This is a genomic window from Paenibacillus radicibacter (assembly GCF_024721995.1).
Taxonomy (GTDB): domain Bacteria; phylum Bacillota; class Bacilli; order Paenibacillales; family NBRC-103111; genus Paenibacillus_AM; species Paenibacillus_AM radicibacter.
The window spans coordinates 15,798-37,811 of record NZ_JANQBC010000014.1; the positions used below are offsets into that span (position 1 = coordinate 15,798).

The window sequence follows — 22,014 nt, forward strand, 5'->3', positions numbered from 1 at the left end:
AATAAAAAGCAGTACTGGAAATATCATTCCAGAACTGCTGTTCTTTTTCTTCTGCACTTAAAATTTTATAAAGGTAACCGTAAATTTGGTGTAGGTATACCTCTTACTTTCAACTTTAATCAAAGCTTGATGTGCTTCAATAATAGATTTAGCTAGCGCCAAGCCAATTCCTACCGAATCATGCTTCTTAGAGCCTCTTGCTTTGTAAAATCGCTCAAATATATGAGGCAATTCCTCAGCATCAATTCCTTCTCCAAAGTCTTGAATCATCAGTTCCGTATAAATGGGTGTATCTTCGATTGTAATCTTAATCTTCTCACCTTGTGTGGAGTGTTCAATTGCATTCTTAAGCAAGTTCAATATAGCTTCTTGCATCCATAGTTTATCGTGAGCAACGACCACTTCCTTCGGGGCATTCCAGTCAATCGATATATGATGATCCGTAATCATGTTGTCCAAGCGATCTAAAGCATCCTCAATCGTCTCCACCAAATTGGCTGGTTCTTTCTCAAATGAAATGGCTCTTGCATCGATTTTCGCTACCTTCAATAAGTTTTGAATCAAAAGATGCATTCTAGAGATTTGCACATCGTTATTTTGCAACAGTCGAACTTGTTGCTCGCGCGGCAAGCCTTCATTCAACATCATTTCATTGTAAATCGAAATCGTTGAAAGCGGCGTTTTTAATTGATGGGATATATCCTGCAGCATTTGTACCAAAAATTTCTTCTCTTCACGCAAGTCATGCATACTCTTTCGAATAATATCTTTCATGGAACGAAAAGCAATCGCCAATTTGGCTAAATCCCCTTCTTTATTTTCATTGATGACAACCGAGTAATCCCCATCTATTATTTTTTTGGCAGCCAAAGTAAGCTGTTTAATCTTATTGAAGATCATCTTGTGTTGCATGTAGCTAACCAGAAGCAGCATACATCCGAAAAAAGCCAATCCCCAATAAATGAATTGATTATGACTAGAGATATGATTATTTAAAAGGGGAAACAGTTTTAACTCCAGATTTTCAGTTAATCCATACTGCTTTAAGATGTTTCTACCCTTTTCCTGATACTGCATTGAATCAGTAGATTGGCTTGTTAAGACCTTCATAATTCCCGCTTCATTCTCAGGGTTTTGTTCAACCAATCTCGCGGTGATTTCCCCCCAAGTTGTAATGGAATCGCTTTTCAATTGATTGTAGAACAGTTGTTGTGTAACCAATTGATACACTGTAAATAGCGCTAACAGAACGGTTAAGATCGCTATGTAACGTTTTAACTCTGTATTTTTAATCATCTTACTCTCTACTCACATCCTTGCTCCAACGATAACCTAACCCTCTTTCTGTGACGATAAACTGCGGGTTTTTGGGATCATCCTCAACTTTGTCTCGTAGACGCCTAATGTATACAGATAACGTATTTTCATCAAAGAAAACTTCATCTCCTTCCGTAATATGTAGCAGGAGTTCATCTCTTCTCAATGCTTTGTTGGCGTTCATCATGAACATTAGAAGAAGCTTATATTCTAAATTCGTTAATGGAATGCTTTCCTGATTTTTATATACTTTGACTAGGTTCATATCGATTTTTATATGCTCAGATGTTAAGATTCCCGAAGAAGTTTCCAGACGAGCTTGCTTTCTCAATTGCACTTTCACCCTGGACATGAGTTCTTTCACTCGAAAGGGCTTCGTAATATAATCATCCCCCCCGATATCAAGTCCCATGACCACATTAGCTTCTTCATCAAGAGCGGTTAAGAAAATCACGGATGTATGGCTATGTGCTTTGAAATATAGACATAAATCATAGCCATTTCCATCTGGTAGGCCGATATCTAGAATAATTAAATCAAAAGTATGATGATCAAACTGGTGCTTGGCTTCTTTAACACTAGAGGCTTTAACTACCTCAAACCCCTCATTTTTCAATGAAAATTCGATGGCTAGACCTAGAGATCCATCATCTTCAACAAGTAATATGTTACTCAACGTGTGGCCCTCCTTCTCTTCTTTCAATTTCTGTTATTGGTCAACAAATCAGAATGACCTGACTATATACATAGCCAGGCCTACGGTATTATGCTTCCCTGATCACATCAATGATATTATCCTTATGGATTTTGCGTAGTGGGATCAGAACAGATAAATAACTGATGAATAACGCGGCAACAAATGTGATGATACAAGCCGCATAAGGGATCGTCCATTCAACCTTGATGATATTAGAAGCAGCCAAATATATGGTATAAGAAAGTATACAGCCGAAAAAGATCCCTTGTAAACTCCCAGAAAAACCGTAAATCATCGCTTCATAGATAATCATTTTTTTCAAATCTCTTTGTGACATGCCTATGGATTTTAATGCAGCAAGTTCTTTTCGTCTAATTATAATGCTGATCGTAATGGTATTGATGATATTAACACTACCTATCAAAGAAACAACCGCGATAAAACTATATACAAGTACTTTGAAAACAAGCTCTGATTCCTTCTCTTTTTTATTCTTGTCTAAGTGGTTATCGATTGTTATGGAGTGCTTTGTTCCAACGGTTTGCTTGATGTCTGCAACTGTCGTGCTAGATTGATTCACATCTTTCAATTTGATTCGAAAACTATTCTCCAGTTCGGATACCTCGGATACATTTCCAAGTGTCTTCAATTGCTCCATAATCGCTTGATTATCTATGGAAGAAACATGTTGATTTTGTTGTAGATAAATGGTTAGATCCGATTTCGCGGACTCATTGTTCACATATTTGGATGCAAATGCGATATTCATTATGGATGAGAAAGTTATAAACAATACACTGCTTATAATGATCGATAGGATGGTAATGGTATATCGATTTTTGTTTCTTTTTACATTTTTCAAAGCCAAACTCAATGGAAAAGATAAAGGCTTTTTCAGCACGGAGTTCTTTTGTTTTTTGATCGCATCTTTTTTGATGGATAACCTGCTGCTAATTGCTAGCAAAGGAGATATTCTGCCTGCCGAAAAAGCCGGATAATAACTGGATGCTAATACAGCCATTAGAGTAATAAGCGAACTGATTAATATTATCTGCCAATCAATGTGAAAGAACGAGACACTTGCACCATCTTCTAATAATATGAAAAAAATGAACTGAAGAGCTGCCAGAGCTAATATACTGCATACAATTCCAATCGGGATGGCGATAACAGCAAGCACAGCAGCTTCTCTCATCACGATTTGTCGAATTTGCTTGCGTGTAGCGCCGATGCTTCTGAGCAACCCGAACTGCTTCATACGCTCTACGACACTAATTTGGAACGCGTTGTATATGACTAGTGCAGTCGCGACGACAACAATACTGACGACGATGATGAGTATGGCCATAATCGATGAATTCGTCTGTGGCTTCAACACACTGATCAATTCTTCATTGATAACAATATTATCATGATCAGTAAGTGATTTTACTTCATCTATAACCTCACTAAAATTTGCTTTCTGGTTAATTTGGAATAATATCCGGCCTTCTCCAATAGTAAACTCCTGTTTATAAGTTAATAATCGTCCTACTTTACTTTTCAATGTGAATGTAGCATTATCCAGTAAACCAGTCAGTTGATATGTTTTTCCGTCCAATTCAAAAAAGTCGCCGACCTTCAGATCCTTATTTATATAAGGAAGCGTCCATGAATCAATAACTGCCTCACGCTCATTAACAGGTAATTTGCTATCAGATAGACTGTAGGTTAAAAACTCCATAGCTTGGTGATCAGCGAAATTCATTTGTACCGAAACATCTTTAAGTGGAATGGTTTTGCCCTGAGACATCAATCCATACGATTTGATTTGGGGATTGTATCTAATTTTATTCAGTATCGCTTCATTGTAATTGGAAATCCCGACATGAAACGAAACTCCATTATGCTTTATGATGTTTTCTATTTGGGTGCGTTGCGATCCGTTCATAAACAAGCCGATCGTGGAAATTAACGCTACAGAGAGTACAATTCCGACCAAGGTTAAGATGGTTCGCTTGATATTGCCTTTTAAATACCGACTGCTTAGTTGTTTGTAACTGCTGATCAACTTTAATCTCCTCCAGTCTATGACTTAGTCGCAGCTAGCCGTTGATCCGAAATAATGCTACCATCTTCTATCGTGATGATCCGGTCTGATGCCGATGCAATAGCCAGATCATGAGTAATCAATACAATAGTCTGGTTGTATTTTTTGGCTGTTAATCTTAATAAATCCATGACTTCTTTCGTATTTTTCGTATCTAGGTTACCTGTAGGCTCATCGGCAAGTATCAAATGTGGGCGATTAATAAGTGCCCTGCCAATGGAGACCCGTTGCTGTTGGCCGCCAGATAATTCGGAAGGCAAATGTGTCTTCCGTTCATGAAGTCCAAGGGTTCCAATAATCTCATCGAGATACGTCATATCGATCTGTTCATCATCTAATAACGTGGGCAATGCAATATTTTCCTGAACACTCAATACGGGAATCAAATTAAAGAACTGAAAAATAAAACCGACTTTTCTTCTTCTGAATATCGAAAGCTCATCATCCGAATAATCATAAATACTATTTTCCCCGATGAAAACTTGTCCTGATGTTGGTCGATCCAATCCTCCTAATATATGTAGCAGTGTGCTTTTCCCGGAGCCGGAAACACCTACAATGGAGACAAACTCTCCTTTCTGAATCGAAAGGTTAATTCCTTTTAACGCATCTACCTTGTTATTGCCCTCACCATAACTTTTTACTACATTTTCCATTCGTACAACTTCCATACTATCACCCACTTATCAAGTAAAATTCGACCTCTTGCACTTAATCTTGTACATCTACAAAGTTAACTTTGTATTCGCTATCTGGATAGACGCTTCTGATTTTATCTAAAAGCTTGTTTACCTTTTCTTTATTTTTATAATCGAAGCTATCCTTTTGGAAATGAATCAATGCGATATTTGATTCTGCTTCCTTTATTGTGTTGTAAGTTTCGTCGTCAACAATAACAAGGTCCATAGCTGGTCTATACCCAATCCATGCCTGATGTTTCACATACTCTACGGGTACCTTCAGTCCATTCAAATCAATTTGACCATCCTTCATCTGGTAATCACTAAAAGAGTAGAACAGATTATGACCATTAGATAATTCTTTTATACGGGTAACAGGGTCTGTAAGAATAAACGAACTGCCAGCGTCTTTTCGGGCCCTTATAATCCCCTTCTTGACGAATTTCTCAGCTGTAGAACGAGTAATAACGGAATACCTGATATCACGGGTCTCTACTTCTTTACCTAATTCTTTCTGAGCTTCCTCTGACAGTTTCGTTGTTAGTGTTGTTGTAACCAATTTCATTTTGTAGTCAATTGTTTGTTTGGTATCATCTTTATACAACTGCTTAACTGCATTCACATCTTTTTCATTGCCGATCACAACAATTCCATTGGCCGGCTGTGATGGACCTTCTACAAATCGTTTTACCCCAAATCCTATTCCTGCAAAAATAGCGATGACCAACACCAAACCTATAATTTTTCTCATCATAGCTGCTCCTTTAATAAAAATCATTTGATGTTTGGATTATATACAACTTTTCTTTGCAAGTTAATGACTCTTGTCTAACCTTTTGAGCTTTTGGCTTACATTTTAGTAAGAAAGGATGTTCCTAAAAAGAAAGTATCGGGGCTGATATCTAACTTCCTTGTTCTTACAACCTTATACTTCGCTTTCTATCGATGGAAAACTCCACAACCACAACAAACCGCCCAGGCAAATTTCCCCGAACGGCATTGTTGATTTGCTATATCTATTTTCAACTTATTATGGGATAAGCAGAATCTTACCCGTACTCTTGCGGCTCTCGAGTAGTCGATGGGCCTCGATCCCATCCGCGAGTGCGAATGTCTTTGGCTCTTCAAGACGGAGCGCACCGCTGCGAATCGCTGCGAAGAGCGCTTCTGCTCTATGCATGCGATCGGCACGTGACGTCACATGGTTCCACAGATCACCACCAGTGATCGTCTTCGACGTATCCATCAGCATCCGTGGATCTATAAGTGCCGGGTCCCCCCCAGCCATGCCGTAGAAGACGACGTGACCTTTGGTTTGAACCGCAGCGAAGCTATCCATCAGCGTCGATCCGACTGAGTCATAAGCGACGCGAACGCCTGCGACGCCTTGGGACCAGTGTATCGCACTTTGCACCCAGTCGCTATCATACAGCAATACTTCATCCGCACCTGCAGATCGTGCAACCTCACGCTTGGCAGGTGAAGATGTGAGGCCAAGGACGCGAGCACCCTTGCTAACACCGAGCTGCACAAGCAATTGCCCCACACCACCAGCCGCGGCATGAACGAGCATCTCATCGCCATGCTGAACGGCATAGCTGTCATTCACAAGATAGTGCGCTGTCATTCCTTGCAGCAGTACAGAGGCCGCTTGCTCAGCGGTAATATCCGATGGCAGCGGAATCGCTCGCTCAACCGGAACTTGCACAAGCTCAGCATTTGCATAAGGCACATCCGCGAACGCGACGCGATCCCCCGGTTGTAGCGCTGTTACATCCGTTGCGACTCGTTCGACAATGCCCGCCCCTTCGTAACCGAGAATATATGGTGGCTGCCCAGTAAGATGATAATTCCCGCGTCTGCGATAGATATCTGCGAAATTAAGACCAATCGCTTGCATGCGTACGATGACCGTTCCTAGCTCCAAGCGCGGTTCAGCGATCTCTGCATAACGTAGTACCTCAGGACCACCGAACACTTCGAATATTAATGCCCTCATGATGATTTACCTCCTGTTTTACTGACCTATTTAATCTTATCGAATGATGTATTCCTGGTAACGCTCGTAATCTGTCGCACGGCACTCCAGCACAAGCTTCGTTCCATCGTTCTCATAACTAGTATCGCGAATATTCGCATGTTCATTGAAGTAAGATACGAGATTACCTTTGTCATAGGGGATCATCATTTCGCATTCCACATAGTCTGTGAAAATATGCTTCCGAATCACACCGACCAGCTCATCGATCCCAATCCGTGGTTTAGCTGCTAAATAGATGCAATCTCCCTGCACACTCGGGATCGCAAGTTCGATCCGGTCTGATTTGTTATATGCATAGATCGTCGTAATTCCTTGGACGCCGATATCTTTGAGTGTATTGTTCGTAATGTCAATATGCTGCTCATGGTTCGGGTTCGAGTTATCGACAACATGAATGAGCAGATCGGCCTCAGCGACCTCTTCGAGTGTCGAGCGGAACGCATTCACCAGATGATGGGGCAGCTTACTTACGAATCCAACCGTATCTGTCAGCAGAAACGACTTGTTGTCTGGCAGCGGAATGCTCCGAATCGATGTCTCCAGTGTCGCGAATAGCATATCCTTCTCGAACACTTGTTTCGCAGCCGTTGGATTGAACTTCTCGACGAGTGCATTCATAATGGTGGATTTCCCGGCATTCGTATATCCGACGAGTGAGACGACTGGCACCGCATTCTTCTTCCGTTGCTTACGCTGCGTCTGACGATGCGCCACAAGTGCTTCAAGCTCTTTATTAAGGATATTAATCTTCTCTTCAATCCGGCGGCGATCGAGCTCAAGTTTCGTTTCTCCCACACCTTTATTCTTCGTACCAACACCACCGCCCTGACGGCCAAGTGATTCACGTAGACCAATCAGGCGTGGCAGCATGTATTGGAGTTGTGCCACTTCAACTTGAAGTTGCGCTTCCTTTGTCTTCGCCCGCTGTGCAAAGATATCTAAGATCAGAATCGTACGGTCTATGACCTTACATTGGAGATCTGCTTCCAGGTTCCGAATTTGTGACGGCGACAGCTCATCATTGAAGATGACGATATTAGCCTCGTGCGCCTCAAGCGCCGCGATGACCTCTTGAATTTTACCAGTACCGATATAATGCGAAGAAGTAACTTTCTGTAGATTCTGCGTCACCATGCCTGCGACCTCGACCGCACAAGCTTCAGCCAAGTTGCCGAGCTCTTCCATCGAATAGTCAAAATCCGCCTGGTGATTCTGATTGACGCCGACCAATATAGCACGTTGTATAAGTTGTTTCATCTATTAATTCCTCCATTAGTTCACAAATAAAATAAAAAACACAGACTCATCGGCTGTGTTCATCGCTTACGGGTGAGGTTCAACAAAAGAAACCCGTCATATCTCCTGGAATGCGCAAAAAAAAGCACACCCCTGGTTCATGACCAGTGCATTTGCTCCTCGGGTAAGGAATATTGTTTTGTCTTACTACCACTGATTCCCTGTGACAAGGCAGACCAATCCCGTTCGCTCTGCACACAAGCAGAGTCTTTGAGCACTATTCAGTTAGCGACACAAAGCATTGAAACGTAATCTGACTGCGTAAAAATTATTCACAGGAAACCCTCCGTTCATGATTTGGCAGATGACCAAGCGATTTAAGTTCGGTTCTGCGCGTTATCACCGTTTGTAGCATAAGCCGAAGTCAGACACAAATTATTTTCTAATAAGTTTGTCCACGAAAGGTTCACATATATCATGTTCTGTATGCATTGTTGACACTCACCAGTTTTAGTCTTGCAAAAGTAAGTATGAAATGAACAAGGAAAATCTTGAGACCGAAGTCATGATAAATGCCGGTTCTTTTTTTATGGATACAGGACTATTGAAAACAATCATTCACTCGTCTATCCACCTGCAGATTGATTCGCGCGGACAGCAGAATCAATCTGCAGGTGGACGTGGTGCCTCCTTAAGTCCGGTAAGATGAAGACATCCCAAAACGAAACAACAACCAAGGAGGAACTCAATAAATGACAACTAGTACCTGGATTTCCATCATCGCCACTTTTGCAGTAATCGTACTCAGCACTTTCGGACGTAAATCCTTTAACAGCATTCGTCTTCTAATCCCTATCGGCATCCTCGGATACTTCGGCGCCACTTACCTGAAGGATGTGCCGACCGGCGGCAACAATGGCTGGCTTCTTGCAGCATCTATCCTGTTCGGCGCTCTGATCGGCGCCGTGCTGATTGGCCTCGTCAGTGTCGAACGTGATGACAAAGGTAAAACGTATGTGACAACCGGTATTGTTAGCGTTGCCGTAATGGCAATTGTTTTCATTCTGCGTATTTTACTGGTCGAATGGGTAACACATCATCTGGAGAAGGCTTATCTTTATTCTGTTGAGCATCATTTTGACCTGAATTTAATTGGACCGGCATTCGTCCTGATGGCTATAGCCATGGTAGTGGTTCGAATCGGCGGTGTAGTTGTTAAAGTAAAGCGAGTAAAAAATCGGAGCGGGCTCCAGGATCAGCGCGTGTTAAGCTGAGGAATGAAATCCGTTAGTGTATCAGTTAGTTCCGGCACCATGTATGTATCTGTGTACGCTATATCACCATCACTATAGTGGCAAAGCAAAACGCCTAGTTAAACTCCGTTTTCCAAATTTTATATAGTTATGCTTCTCTTCATGTGATAATATTGTTCATTATCTAATCGCTTTCATGACACCTATGTGCGTTGAATGCGCTTACTAACATCTAGAGAAGAGAGTGTGTTCATGGCTACACTATTGTTGTTAATTATTTATTTGGCTTTTATAAGCCTCGGACTGCCTGACTCCCTGTTAGGGGCAGGTTGGCCGGTCATGCAGAAAGATCTTGGCCAATCCCTCGATTCAGCTGGTCTCTTGTACATGATTATTGCAGGAGGAACGATCGTCTCTAGCCTAGCGAATGGTTGGTTGAATAAGTGGCTAGATGCAGGAAAGATCACATTAATAAGTGTATTAATGACGGCTGCTGCTCTGTGGGGTTACTCTATCGCTCCGTCTATGGCGTGGCTTATCGTATGCTCCATCCCACTTGGACTTGGTGCTGGTGCAGTAGATGCAACATTGAATAATGTTGTCGCTAATCATTATAAGGCTCATCATATGAGTTGGCTGCACTGCTTCTGGGGTGTCGGTGCAATGTCAAGCCCTATCATTATGTCCTACTTTATCCTTCAACAAGGTTCATGGAGAGATGGATACTTGAGTGTTGCGATCATCCAATTTGGTCTTACTGCTGTACTTCTGATCTCATTGCCTCTTTGGTCGAAGCTACGACCTACTACGCATGCAGAAGAGAAAGAGAATCATTCAAGCTCACACACTGTAGACTTAGAGAATAGTGTTCCAACGAAGCCACTACAAGTTAAAGGGGTGAAAGTCGGACTACTCTCTTTCTTGTTCTATTGTGGAGTAGAATCAATGATGGGTCTATGGGGCAGTAGTTATCTCGTTAACTCTAAGGGATTATCGGTAGCAACTGCAGCACAATGGGTATCACTCTTCTATGGCGGCCTCACGTTAGGACGATTCCTAAGTGGATTCATAACACTCAAAGTTAGCAATACGATGCTCATTCGCGCAGGTCAATTAACGGCATTGTTTGGAACAATAATACTTGTACTCCCGCTTCCAACACTGTTCTCTTGCCTCGGGTATGTATTAATCGGACTAGGATTAGCTCCTATCTATCCATGCTTACTGCATGAGACACCAGCTCGATATGGGAAGAAGCATTCTCAGTCCATAATGGGTTATCAGATGGCTGTCGCATATACGGGGAGTACATTTCTTCCTCCGTTATTTGGAGTTGTTGCAACACAGTTCTCCACAGGGATCTTCCCGTATGTTGCGCTCTTGTTCGCAGGTGTGATGCTCTTAAGTTCTGAGATGCTAAACAGGATGCTATATAATCATAAGCAAACGATGACGAAACTTAGATGAGGATTAATGCAGTCCAAATCAATGTGAATTGTGGCGTATATACTGCATGATCACCTAATCTTATATTAAAATTATTGAAGAAGCCTGCATTTCAACCGCAGGCTTCTCTTTATGCATCCATATGTTATCTCGTTCACTATGACCTCGTGGATGCGGTCAATTCGTTCAGTTACCCCGCGGTATCCCGGCATCCAAATGATCGTGAAAAGCATGGGAACTAGCAACCCAAAGATAAGTCCTGCAGATCCAAAAAGAGCCATTCCAATGAATGACTCTCCCCCTTCACCTTATATTAAACCTACGCTCTAACATCTATCATCGTCTCTGCTACTTCCGTTCCATTCACAACAAGTACAATCCGATGCGCCCCTGGGTAATGTTTGCGCGTCGTCAAATCAGCCCAGTTATGAGTGCGTTGCCCGTTAAGCACGGAACCACCAGGGACGGTCTTGTCCGATAACAAGAACAATTTGCGGGACGTCTGCCCCTTCGCCTTTACAAAATATACGCCGTATTCGATCCGTACGCGTGCCGGTTCACCCTCTTGCACACGCAAGGCATAGCTCAACTTACACTTCTCACCTATGTTCACCACATCTGGCTCAATTGTAATTTCCGCTGAGGTTGTTCGTGCTGATGCATTCTCCGCGTATCCGAAGATTTGCATGATCTCGGGATCGGCTTTTCGAATCAATGTCCGGCAGGCATGTCGAACAATCCAATCCGTGTCCGGATGTTTACCCTGCCAACGTTTCGCTGTCTCGATAACCACTGTAGGGTGATCCTTCGCGATATCATTCAAATTGTTCGCGACACTCTTACGAACATAGAGTGAAGGATCCGCTTGCAGCTTCTCCAGAATCGGAAGAATTGGAGTTGGATCGCGTTTGAACACCGCTAAGGCAACTCCCCATGGCAATCGAGGACGGCAACCTTCACTTGCTAGACGGCGTACATGTTCATTCGGATGCTCTGCCCAAATCGCCAATTGCCGCATCGCCCGATCGGGATCACGCAAGATGAACGGTCGAATTGCGAATTCAGACGACGATCCACTCGTAAACCGCTCTAGCGCATGCATCGATAACTCCCAATGCTGATCGGCTTGACCATAGACCTCGACGAAATCCGGCAGGAGTAAGTAAGGGAAACCTGTACAGGATCCATCGTCATTTACCGCGAATAACACGTCAAGCTTCTCTTCATAACTAGGCGGTAAATATCGACCAAGCGTCTCCGATATTTTCCGCATTCTTTCTTTTAAGGCCAACTCGTCCCATGAAGCGTCGATAACCTCTGCTATGAAATGTTCCACATCAAATGGATCATATACCGATTTGATCTTCGCCCCAAAACCGTGTAGAAATTTTTCATTATAGACTAATTTTAATGGCTCAGCCATGTATGTCCCCTCCACATCTGACTATTTCTTGTTTCAGTATAACGGATGAAATATGACAACAGGGTGTCAAGATTAGAATGATAAGTACTTTGAGCGAGTTATCTCCTTTCCAAACCAGAAACACGTATTATAAACTTCGAGGTGGGGAAATATGTAATTGGTAAAGGAGAGAATACACATGGATCTAAGAAGCAGTGTTCCTGGATGGCCTGAGCTAACTACTAACAAATCAGCTTATCCAATGCTACAACAACATACTGATTGTGATGTACTTATCGTTGGTGCTGGAATGAGCGGTGCACTGATCTCCTACGAACTTGCTAGTAAGGGCTTTAATACGGTTACCATTGAAAAACGAACCGTTGGAGCTGGCAGCACATGTGCGAATACGGGCCTACTGCAATTTTGCAATGATAAATCACTTACGTCATGTATTCATTCCTTCGGTGTTGAGAAGGCTGTTCGGTTCTATACGCTCTGTAAAGAAGCTGTAAGCAAGCTCATTGCGATTCATGAATCTCTCCCCTTTTCTGCTGATTTGATCCCTAGAAGCAGTCTATACGTTGCGAGTTGCGATGAAGATGTTCAAGCGTTAAGAACGGAGTATGAGGCATTAATGAAATATGGTTTTCATGTCGAATGGCGGGATACGTCGAAGATTCAATCCACTTATGGTTTTAGGAAGCCGGCTGCTATTATTACTCATGGAGATGCTGAAGTAAATCCGTTCGCATTTGTTCATGCACTATTCGAGACTGCAACAAGTAAATATGGTCTTCAGCTATATGAGCACACAAAGGTTAGTCATCGCGAGGAACATAAGGACCATATTACAATCATTACTGATAAAGGTATTCAAATAAATGCAAAGCACATCGTATATGCAATGGGTTATGAAATACAAGAAATGAAGAAAGATAGCAATGCTGTTATTCAGAGCACATTCGCCATTATGACTGAACCGTTATCAACGTCATTACTTGATCAAGTATGGCAAGATCGGAATCTCATCTGGGAGACGGCAAGACCTTACAAATATTTTCGAACAACGAAGGACAACCGTATTATCGCTGGTGGATTCGATATAGGATTGAACATTGAAGCGCAGCGTGAACGAATGTTATCCCATACTGCGACTCGACTTGTAGATGAAATAAAACAGCTGTTCCCTTCTTTAGGAGAAATTAATGCCAAGTATAGCTGGACAGGAGCATTCGGTAGTACTCACGATGGATTGCCAATGATCGGGATGCATCCAAAGTTCCCACGTTCTACATTTATTGAAGGTTATGGAGGAAATGGAACGGTGTATAGTTCGATAGCAACCGATCTGATCCCCGCATTAATTGAGACAGGCTATCATCCAGATGCCCATCTGTTTGAATTTGATCGTCCACGTTACCCAACCAGTACGTAAGTCTTATGTACTTGTCTAGGTGTATGTCCCGCTGCTTCCAGCCAATAATATATAGTTAAAAAGAAAGAAGGCGAGCAAATTACTGCTCAGCCTTCTATTTCAAACGATGATGCTCTACAATTGTCTATTACGCCTAATAGTACGTGTGCTAAACCAAGCAAAATCCTCTTCTATAGCGTGCGGAACTTCATATCCTTACAATCAATATGGAACGTAAATGTTCGCTTTTCACTCTTTCCATTTAACGTAAGTTGAAAAGTTAAGTTTTCAATATTTTTTTCCACCAAACCTTGATGCCTTACCCAGCCATGTATCTCTTTATTGGGCTTGATATTAACCGTACCAAAATCAGGATTTGTAGGCGAGATTTTGACTGTTTCGTATGGCTTCCCTACAACATGATCGTTCGCGCCTACGACCGAGCTGAGCAAATCAGGTGTGATATTCTCATCATCTGTATTGTTTTTAATAGTAATTTCAAAGTCAGTTGTCTTATCCGTAATTCTGATCGCATGTACGATAACTTCAACCTCATTTATTTTTTGTGTAACAGGGATTCTCTGTAATTTCACATTCTGATCGCTAGAAGTTGAATCCTCTTTCTTTGCATCCGTGCGATTTGAGTTCAATTTGATGTTCCCATTGTCAAAATCAACCTGATATCCAATTGCCTCGGTCTCCGTTGTGATGTTCATTGCATAGGCAGATATTCCTGTGAAAAAGATAGTTCCGCAAATGAATCCCATAACTATTTTTTTCATGATTCATTCCTCCTCCAATCTTCGACGTTAATTTCAATTACAGCATCCTCCAATGCCGTATATTTGTGCTTAACTTGTTCTCCTGCTGAATTAACCTCAACCATTCCATCCTGTCTGCTGATTTGGTATATAAATTCAGCATCTAGAGGCACTTGCAGTCGATTGTAGTACGTACCATTGCTCGGATTATATCGTAAAGGAAACCAAGCATAGATATTCATATCGACGGGTGTATGTGGCGGAACATGAACGATCAGGTCTAAGGTCACTAGCTCTTGTTTCTCACTTACAACATGAATCGTAGTAGTAGCTTCCAAGCCCTGGTGTTTAACCGTAACCGAGGTCAGCCCCGTTTTCTTAGGCATGATGGTTCCGTCCGCTAAAATTTCCACTATCTCTTGATCTTCGACATGATAAGTCGCCCGTAATAGAGACATCTTAAAGTCATTCTCAAATTCCAGAATCGGGTTCAGACGACTCTTAGGACCCACAATACCAACCTCTTCACAGGCGTTTAAAGATAATGAGCGTTCTTCTCCCTTATTTCCAAAAAAATGAATGAGTGGTAAAGCTAATCTAGCTGCCCAATCTTTCTCAACATGGGCTGCTCCATGGTCATAGAAATAGATGAGCTGGTTGTCCGCTTCGTATCCTAAATTTACGAGTTCTTCAGTCACTGCTCGAACATGCTTTTCCATGACTAAAGTTCCTTCAGAACTGCCTAGATCTATCCATAGTTGAGATAGGGGCTGTTTCTCTGAGAAAGTATGGTAAAGCCTGATTTGTTCTAATGATATTGAATCTACACAGTAGAAATAAGGGGATATGATGCCAAGCTTACTGAATACATCTGGATGACGTAAACCGATATGATAGGTAACTTGTCCACCTCTAGATGAGCCCATTAAAGCGGTGTGTGCTGAATCTGATTTCGTTCGAAAAACGGAATCGATATAGGACTTTACTTCATCAATAATAAACTTTTCATACAAATGACCTTTGGGCTCAATAGGTACTTTATCATCCTGGTACAGTACCCCTTCCAAATCATGCGTAAATTCGTTAGATCTCTCTAGTCCCATATTCGGAATACCTACAACAATGATTTCTTCCATCTGACGATTATGAATCAATCGATCAATGGTTTGATCTAAATGCCAGGAATACCCATTGAAAGCGGGATGAAATATATTTTGCCCGTCATGCATGTATAATACGGGGTATCCCTTCGTTTGCTCATATTGATAACTAGGAGGAAGATACACATAAATATCTCTCTGATTATCCAAATGTGCCGAGTAAAAGTTCTCAATCCTCAATATACTTGACTTGTATGTCATTCTCATCACCTTTTCACTTCTCGGTTATGATATCTACCCAATGATCGACTTCGTAATTCAGGACCAATCCATCATCTGTTGTAAATTTACGATATGGAATTTCCCTGCCTTGACTGTCTGTTTCATGCATCCCTAAACCACGAGAAATACGGAATTCAAATGAAATTCCTCTTGGCACTTCAAAAGTCCCGCCATATAGTCCTTCTTGAATCATCGGAATTTCTATACCGGCATATAACTTATCTGTCTCTGGCGTACATGCCGGCACTTTCACAGAAAGATTCACGGTGACAGCATCGGAAATATGAGGAACCACTGCGATTGCTAATTGGGCAGTAAGGTTATTATTCATATAGGTCACGATCGTATTCCCGACTTGTAGAGGGATTAATCTTCCGTCCCTTGTTACCTCCAAAATTTCGGGGTCTGCAACTTCATAGGTTGCATTTAAATCCGTCATCATAAATCCGCTATCATAATGAACCACCGCATTTAATGTTTGCTTAAGTCCCTCTATGCCTACAGTTTCAGGACCATGTAAATCAACACGGACCGGCGTACCTATTTCACCGAAAAAATAAATTAAAGGCGCATGAACTCGATCTGCCCAATCTTTTTGTGAATGACCGGAATTGACAGCAAGGTAATACATCAAGTCATTTCCGGGTTGGTAGCCGCTTTCAATCAGGACATCTGCCACATGCCTCACATGTTTCTCCATAACCGTAAATCCTTCAGAATCCCCTACATCCATCCATATTTTAAGATCCTTCTTTTCAGTGTAGACAGCGCTTAGCCATCTATCTTCCATCGTGCTCGGATCTACACTAACGAAGAATGGACATAAGGCACCGATCATACCAAAGGTAGCAGATTGACGAAATCCCATATTATAAGACACGAGCCCACCTGCGGATGATCCCATTAACGCCGTATGATGTTTATCTGTTAGTGTTCGATATTCCTTATCGATATAAGGTTTCACTTCCTCGATGAGAAATTCCTCATATACTTCGCCTTGATTTGTCGTATTAAAAATATTGCGTCCATCCGGATTTGCATGCATATATTCCGATATTCTTGTGTCTTCCACATGAGAAATCGCGACAACGATAATATCTTTCATTTTACCTTGTGAAACCAATGTATCTACTGTGGTATGAATATCCCAAGATTCACCTTTTTGATCTTCAAAAAACATATGCTGACCGTCATGCATATAGAGAACCGGATATCGCTTGGTATCATTTTTCTCATAGCTAACGGGTAAGTAAATAAACATATCTCTTTTATTATTAAGAATACGGGAATAAAAGTTCTTGATGGCGATTAACCGCGATGAATTCACAAGGCATTCTCCCTCAACTAATTTAATTAGGAGTGGGCCGACAAGAAGAAGAATTTCTCATTGTTTACGTAATCCACATCCTGAATGTAACGATCCATCATGTGTACAACTTCTTTATAATCATTCTGATCGAACGTCATTTTCTTCATATCATCTCTCAGAATCTCCGAACAATTGCAAGTGCTGATGGCGACTATATTCTTATGCGTTATGAATACCTCAGTTGCCAAAAATTCGTTCAGGACAATACCAGGACGATCTGGAAATTGAGATAAGAACGTATGCATACTGCCAGCAATGTTATCTTGGACATAAATCTGGTCATCTTCTAAATTTGACTTGTGCTTAATAAATTTAATGAATTCTACATTGTTATAAGAATCCATAATCAAAAATTGGGGGGATTCACCAAGTAATTGCTGAGATAAATGAAAGCTTTGTTCAATGTCTGGAATGACTTTATGGAACAAGGAGTTATCAATATAGCTATCCATGACAAATACAGGAATCCCAAATCCAAAATAATTAGATATGGTCGAAAATCTTGCTTGATCCACGTTAATTAAGAACGCTCCGTCCAAATTTCTTTCCATAATAATCTTATTAGATGGTGTCATACTGTCGATCTGCATAAAGATAACATGGTATCCTAAATCGCTACATAGCTGCTCCAGCTTGAATATGGTTTTCGCATATTTTAAATCCGACCATACGTATTGATTTTCCTCTTTGAATAAGATAATACCGATTAATCCGGATTTCTTAATCTTTAGAGATTGTGCGGTTCGGTTTGTTACGTACTTAAGCTGCTGAGCAATTTTAAGAACTTTAACACGCGTATTATCCGAGATGGTTTGCGTCTTCACATCGTTTAAAATGTAAGATACTGTAGCGATGGATACGTTTGCTTCTTTTGCTATATCTTTAATCGTTGTTTTTTTCATGGATACCCTGCCTCTACTTAAACGTTTAAGGCGATTTAAACATATCCCGATTATTTTGTCAAACCGTTACCATTAGAGGTATTTAATACTAACCAACCGAATTCAGGTAAGCTTACCTTGAGGGTATCACCTTCAAGTTTATAAGCACCATTACCTATTATTTGTTCAGGTGCAGATTCCTGTTGAATTTGGAAATCAACTTGTTCCAATTGATTGCTATTGTTAAAACAAATGTAGATTTGCTCCTGGGCATTCTTTCTTCGTACGACAAGCTGATTATTTTTGACAAAAATAAAATGGAATGAACCGTCTTGTAACACGCGATGTTTCTTTCTAATTGCAATCATTTGCTGATAAAAATCAAATAGCACATGGTTTTGTTTATCTTCTTCCCATACCATAGGTTTTCTGCAATCCGGGTCCGCTCCCCCTGTCATTCCTACCTCATCTCCGTAGTAAATACACGGTGTTCCAAGGAACATGAATTGAAACAAGACGGCCAGCCTTAATTTATTTTCGTCTTGTGCAACCGTAAGCAGCCTAGGCGTATCATGGCTCCCCAGAATATTGAAAGTTGCTTCATTTACTTGCTGTGGATAATTAGCCAAGAGCCAATTGATCTGATTGGAGAACTGTTCGGCATTTATCGTATCCTTCGCAAAAAATTCTATGATCGCATCCGTTGCAGGATAGTTCATGACTGCGTCAAATTGATCGCCTTCCAGCCATGGCATAGCATCATGCCATATCTCACCGAGAATATAAAAATCAGGCTTTAGCGCTTTTAAAGTTTTCCTGAACTCTCTCCAAAAATCGTGGTCAACCTCATTGGCCACATCAAGTCTCCAACCATCAATATCACATTCTTTAATCCAATATTGGGCTACGTCTAGCAAGTATTGTCGCGCCTCTGGGTTAGAAGTATTGAGCTTCGGCATATGTGATTCAAAGGCAAAACAATGATAAGAAGGTCTTGGTTCACGAGTAATTGGAAATTGCTTGATATGGAACCAATCACGATATATTGATGCCTCACCGTTTGTGATCACATCCTGAAAGGGTGCAAAGTGATACCCACTGTGATTAAACACGGCATCCAAGATGACACGAATACCGCGCTCATGAAACGCATGTACCAGTTTCTTTAACAATTCAACATCACCAAAATGCGGATCAACCTTTAAGTAATCTGTTGTATCGTATTTATGATTGGTCTGGGCTTCGAAAATAGGAGTAAAGTAAATGGCATTCACACCTAGAGACTGAATATAATCTATCCGATCGAATACACCTTGCAAATCGCCCCCATAATAGTCATGCGGCCCCGGATTGGTTTCTTCCCAAGGACGTACATCTGCAGGATCATTACTCGTATCACCGTTAGCAAACCTCTCAGGGAAAATCTGATAAAAGACAGATTCCTTTACCCATGCTGGCGGTTTTAACACTTCATTCGTCCAAATAAACGGAAAATCGAAGAACGTTAGCGGATCCTTAGGTTTTTGTTTACTAAAACCTTTTTCCGTGTACCAGTACGTCTCATCACCTGATATCAAGTGAAAGGCATATCGCAGTCGTAAATGTGGAGGTTCGATTTCCACTTGCCAATAATCGAAAAATGCATCACTTGCTATTTTATGAAGAGCTTTCTCACACACGGTGTTATCCCAATCATATTTATCCCCATAGATGGCTTGAACTTCTTCCAGATCATCTTTTTTGGTCCGAAGTCTGATATGAATGAGATTATCATCGTACGCATAACAATAGGAATTTCGAGGTCTGTGATAGATCGCTTCTAATAACATGGCGTACACTCCTTTTAACGATATAGTTTGTAACCATTACCCTTTATCCGCACCCGCTGCTACTCCATGAATTAAATATTTTTGGAAGTACATATACAGAATCGTAATTGGCAATGCAACAAGTACTGCACCCGCAGCAAATAAGGTAAAACTAGAATTCGTCTCATTCGCCACCATATTATATAAACCTTGCGCTAGCGTCATTTTTTCCGATGATCGAAGAACAATTTGCGGCAAAATAAAATCCATGAACGGCGTAATAAAACTATTCAGTGCAACGAATGTAATGGCAGGTAAGGATAAAGGTAGAATAATTTTGAAAAATGCATCCTTATTACTGGCACCGTCAATATAAGCAGCCTCTTCTAAACTTTTGGGAATCGTGTCAAAATGACCCTTCATCACCCATGTCCCCATTGAAATGGAACCGCCCGCATATATCAGAATTAACCCTAGATGCGTGTCCAGCAATTTCGTTTGTAACAGCAGAACAAATAGTGCCATAACCGATAAGAAGCCGGGAAACATCTGCAAGATTAATAACGTTATTAATCCTTGTTGTCTACCTTTGAATCGAAATCTAGAGAAGGCATATGCCGTCATTGCCACAAGTGTAGTGGATATTAACGCGTTTGAAATGGCGATCTTTATTGTATTCTTATACCACAAGCCAAAATCTGTGTTCTTCAATAACTCCACATAATGCGCAATGGTCGGATGATCAGGAAACATCTGACTTACCAATAAGGTATTACCGGGATTAAGTGAAGTTCCAAAAACCCACATGATTGGATATAAGGTGGTAATGAGCAGCACGATAAAAATGATGTAAATGCCAATAACCATCCAGTTGTTTTTTAATTTAGACATTTAGACCAAATCCTCTTCTTGATTTGACTTCATCCGCTTGTAATTCCATAAGGAAAAAATCGCAATGAAAACGAACATAATGATGGACACAGCAGAAGCCATATTAAATTGACTTTGATTCAGTGTCATTTTAAAAATCCAAGAGATTAGAATATCGGTGCTTCCCGCGTAATAAAAGTCAGGATTATTCGGTTTCCCATCTGTGAGTAAATAAATCAAATTAAAATTATTAAAGTTAAAAGCGAATTGCATAATGAAAATAGGTGCGGTAGCCAATAAGACAAGAGGAAGAGTAATCTTGAAAAACTTTTGTGGTCTTGTAGCACCGTCTACCTCAGCAGCTTCATAAAGATCACGCGGCATTGTAGTTAAAATTCCTGACATCAACGCCATTAGAAAAGGAGTTGAGAACCACAAATTAACAATTAAGATGGATACTTTCGCCATCGTTGGATCTGAAAGCCAAGGCACCGGTGAAAAACCAAGCTTCGCAATAAAATCGTTAATGGGGCCGAACGACCCGTTCAATAATACTCGAAACACCAAGATCGATATGAATTGTGGTACCGCCCAAGGCAGAATAAAGATAGTCCGCCAAAATTTTTTGAATCGAATCTTAGGATGATTGATCATCATCGCCAATAATAGACCGCTCAGAAAAACCGTACAGGTCGAGACTGTTGCCCATATCAAATTCCAGATGGAAATACCGAAGAACGTAGATCTCCAAGATTCTTGTGTAAATAAATCATAGAACACTCTAAATCCGATCCAATCCACTAAAGATCGATCCGGAATATGTCCAGGAGCAGAATAGTTGGTAAAGGCAATCAACACATTAAATAGTAAGGGAATCACGGTAACAAACAGTACAAAAAAAGCTGCGGGCAATAATAACAGGTAGGGCAATTTGCGAAATTTCATCGTCTTAATTGAATCTATAAATCGCGGTGCACATTTTCCTTCGTCTCTAAGCGCCCCGTTCTTCCTAGCATCATAAATATTCATGAAATAAAAACCCAAATACACAAGAATGACTACTAATGTGATCAAACCATTAATTAATAGAAAAATAGAATGGTCACCCTGCACGACTTTCCCATTAATAATCTTTGTAGGCACATCTCCTAGCGTGATAAGTCCAACAATACCTTTATAGGCAATCGGATAATAGTTCCAGAAGAACAATTGAGCTAGGATTATATAGATAAGACCCTTCAGATATTGCTTGTTATAAAGTTGGCCTAGTCCTATAAAAACAGCAGAGAAAATCGTGGCTTTTGTCTGATGCTGACGAGAACTTTTTTTCATATGCATACCTGCTGAGACCGCCTTATTGAGATT

General features: G+C 41.0%; 18 protein-coding genes. 3 read left to right on the forward strand and 15 right to left on the reverse strand.

Annotated elements, in window-relative coordinates; translation table 11 throughout:
• Window positions 1-57 precede the first annotated feature (57 nt).
• From NV379_RS22305 to hflX, 7 genes are all read right to left on the reverse strand, one after another.
• A complete protein-coding gene (locus NV379_RS22305; protein ID WP_258209546.1) occupies window positions 58-1,296 on the reverse strand; it encodes a HAMP domain-containing sensor histidine kinase in 1,239 nt (412 codons plus the stop codon).
• A gap of 1 nt (window position 1,297) precedes the next feature.
• Window positions 1,298-1,993, reverse strand: a complete 696-nt coding sequence (locus tag NV379_RS22310; protein WP_258209547.1) for a response regulator transcription factor — start codon at window positions 1,991-1,993, stop codon at window positions 1,298-1,300.
• Window positions 1,994-2,081: 88 nt separating this feature from the next.
• Window positions 2,082-4,064 carry an ABC transporter permease gene (locus NV379_RS22315; RefSeq protein WP_258209548.1) on the reverse strand — a complete coding sequence of 661 codons (1,983 nt, stop codon included), beginning with the start codon at window positions 4,062-4,064 and terminating at the stop codon, window positions 2,082-2,084.
• A gap of 17 nt (window positions 4,065-4,081) precedes the next feature.
• Window positions 4,082-4,774, reverse strand: a complete 693-nt coding sequence (locus NV379_RS22320; RefSeq protein ID WP_258209549.1) for an ABC transporter ATP-binding protein — start codon at window positions 4,772-4,774, stop codon at window positions 4,082-4,084.
• 40 nt (window positions 4,775-4,814) lie between these two features.
• Entirely contained in the window at window positions 4,815-5,534 is a 720-nt protein-coding gene (locus NV379_RS22325) for a lipoprotein BA_5634 family protein (protein WP_258209550.1), read from the reverse strand.
• A gap of 279 nt (window positions 5,535-5,813) precedes the next feature.
• Entirely contained in the window at window positions 5,814-6,782 is a 969-nt protein-coding gene (locus NV379_RS22330) for a quinone oxidoreductase family protein (RefSeq protein ID WP_258209551.1), read from the reverse strand.
• Window positions 6,783-6,818: 36 nt separating this feature from the next.
• Window positions 6,819-8,081 (reverse strand): GTPase HflX, encoded by a 1,263-nt coding sequence (gene hflX, locus NV379_RS22335; RefSeq protein ID WP_258209552.1) that lies wholly within the window; start codon window positions 8,079-8,081, stop codon window positions 6,819-6,821.
• Between the two features lie 731 nt (window positions 8,082-8,812).
• Between hflX and NV379_RS22340 the strand changes: the two genes are divergently transcribed.
• Together NV379_RS22340 and NV379_RS22345 are read left to right on the forward strand one after the other, a co-directional pair.
• Window positions 8,813-9,334 (forward strand): CcdC protein domain-containing protein, encoded by a 522-nt coding sequence (locus NV379_RS22340; RefSeq protein WP_258209553.1) that lies wholly within the window; start codon window positions 8,813-8,815, stop codon window positions 9,332-9,334.
• A gap of 231 nt (window positions 9,335-9,565) precedes the next feature.
• Window positions 9,566-10,780 (forward strand): MFS transporter, encoded by a 1,215-nt coding sequence (locus tag NV379_RS22345; RefSeq protein ID WP_258209554.1) that lies wholly within the window; start codon window positions 9,566-9,568, stop codon window positions 10,778-10,780.
• A 298-nt stretch (window positions 10,781-11,078) separates the two neighbouring features.
• Here NV379_RS22345 and NV379_RS22350 read toward each other — a convergent pair whose 3' ends face one another.
• Entirely contained in the window at window positions 11,079-12,182 is a 1,104-nt protein-coding gene (locus NV379_RS22350; RefSeq protein ID WP_258209555.1) for a DNA alkylation repair protein, read from the reverse strand.
• A gap of 178 nt (window positions 12,183-12,360) precedes the next feature.
• Here NV379_RS22350 and NV379_RS22355 point away from each other — a divergent pair, with 178 nt between their 5' ends.
• Entirely contained in the window at window positions 12,361-13,599 is a 1,239-nt protein-coding gene (locus NV379_RS22355) for an NAD(P)/FAD-dependent oxidoreductase (protein ID WP_258209556.1), read from the forward strand.
• 170 nt (window positions 13,600-13,769) lie between these two features.
• Here the strand turns inward: NV379_RS22355 and NV379_RS22360 are convergent, their stop codons facing one another.
• From NV379_RS22360 to NV379_RS22390, 7 genes are read right to left on the reverse strand one after another with little or no spacing between them, the layout of a single operon-like run.
• Complete coding sequence (locus tag NV379_RS22360) at window positions 13,770-14,360, reverse strand: hypothetical protein (protein ID WP_258209557.1); 591 nt, start codon at window positions 14,358-14,360, stop codon at window positions 13,770-13,772.
• On the reverse strand, window positions 14,357-15,706 hold the full coding sequence (locus NV379_RS22365; protein ID WP_258209558.1) for an alpha/beta hydrolase: 1,350 nt from the start codon (window positions 15,704-15,706) through the stop codon (window positions 14,357-14,359). The genes NV379_RS22360 and NV379_RS22365 overlap by 4 nt, the downstream gene beginning before the upstream one ends.
• 7 nt (window positions 15,707-15,713) lie before the next feature.
• Complete coding sequence (locus NV379_RS22370; RefSeq protein ID WP_258209559.1) at window positions 15,714-17,048, reverse strand: alpha/beta hydrolase; 1,335 nt, start codon at window positions 17,046-17,048, stop codon at window positions 15,714-15,716.
• 26 nt (window positions 17,049-17,074) lie between these two features.
• Complete coding sequence (locus tag NV379_RS22375) at window positions 17,075-17,992, reverse strand: LacI family DNA-binding transcriptional regulator (protein ID WP_258209560.1); 918 nt, start codon at window positions 17,990-17,992, stop codon at window positions 17,075-17,077.
• A gap of 50 nt (window positions 17,993-18,042) precedes the next feature.
• Window positions 18,043-19,800 (reverse strand): glycoside hydrolase family 13 protein, encoded by a 1,758-nt coding sequence (locus tag NV379_RS22380; protein ID WP_258209561.1) that lies wholly within the window; start codon window positions 19,798-19,800, stop codon window positions 18,043-18,045.
• A gap of 36 nt (window positions 19,801-19,836) precedes the next feature.
• On the reverse strand, window positions 19,837-20,670 hold the full coding sequence (locus NV379_RS22385; RefSeq protein WP_258209562.1) for a sugar ABC transporter permease: 834 nt from the start codon (window positions 20,668-20,670) through the stop codon (window positions 19,837-19,839).
• Window positions 20,671-21,981: a sugar ABC transporter permease gene (locus tag NV379_RS22390; RefSeq protein WP_373426150.1), complete on the reverse strand. Its 1,311-nt coding sequence runs from the start codon at window positions 21,979-21,981 to the stop codon at window positions 20,671-20,673.
• Window positions 21,982-22,014 lie beyond the last annotated feature (33 nt).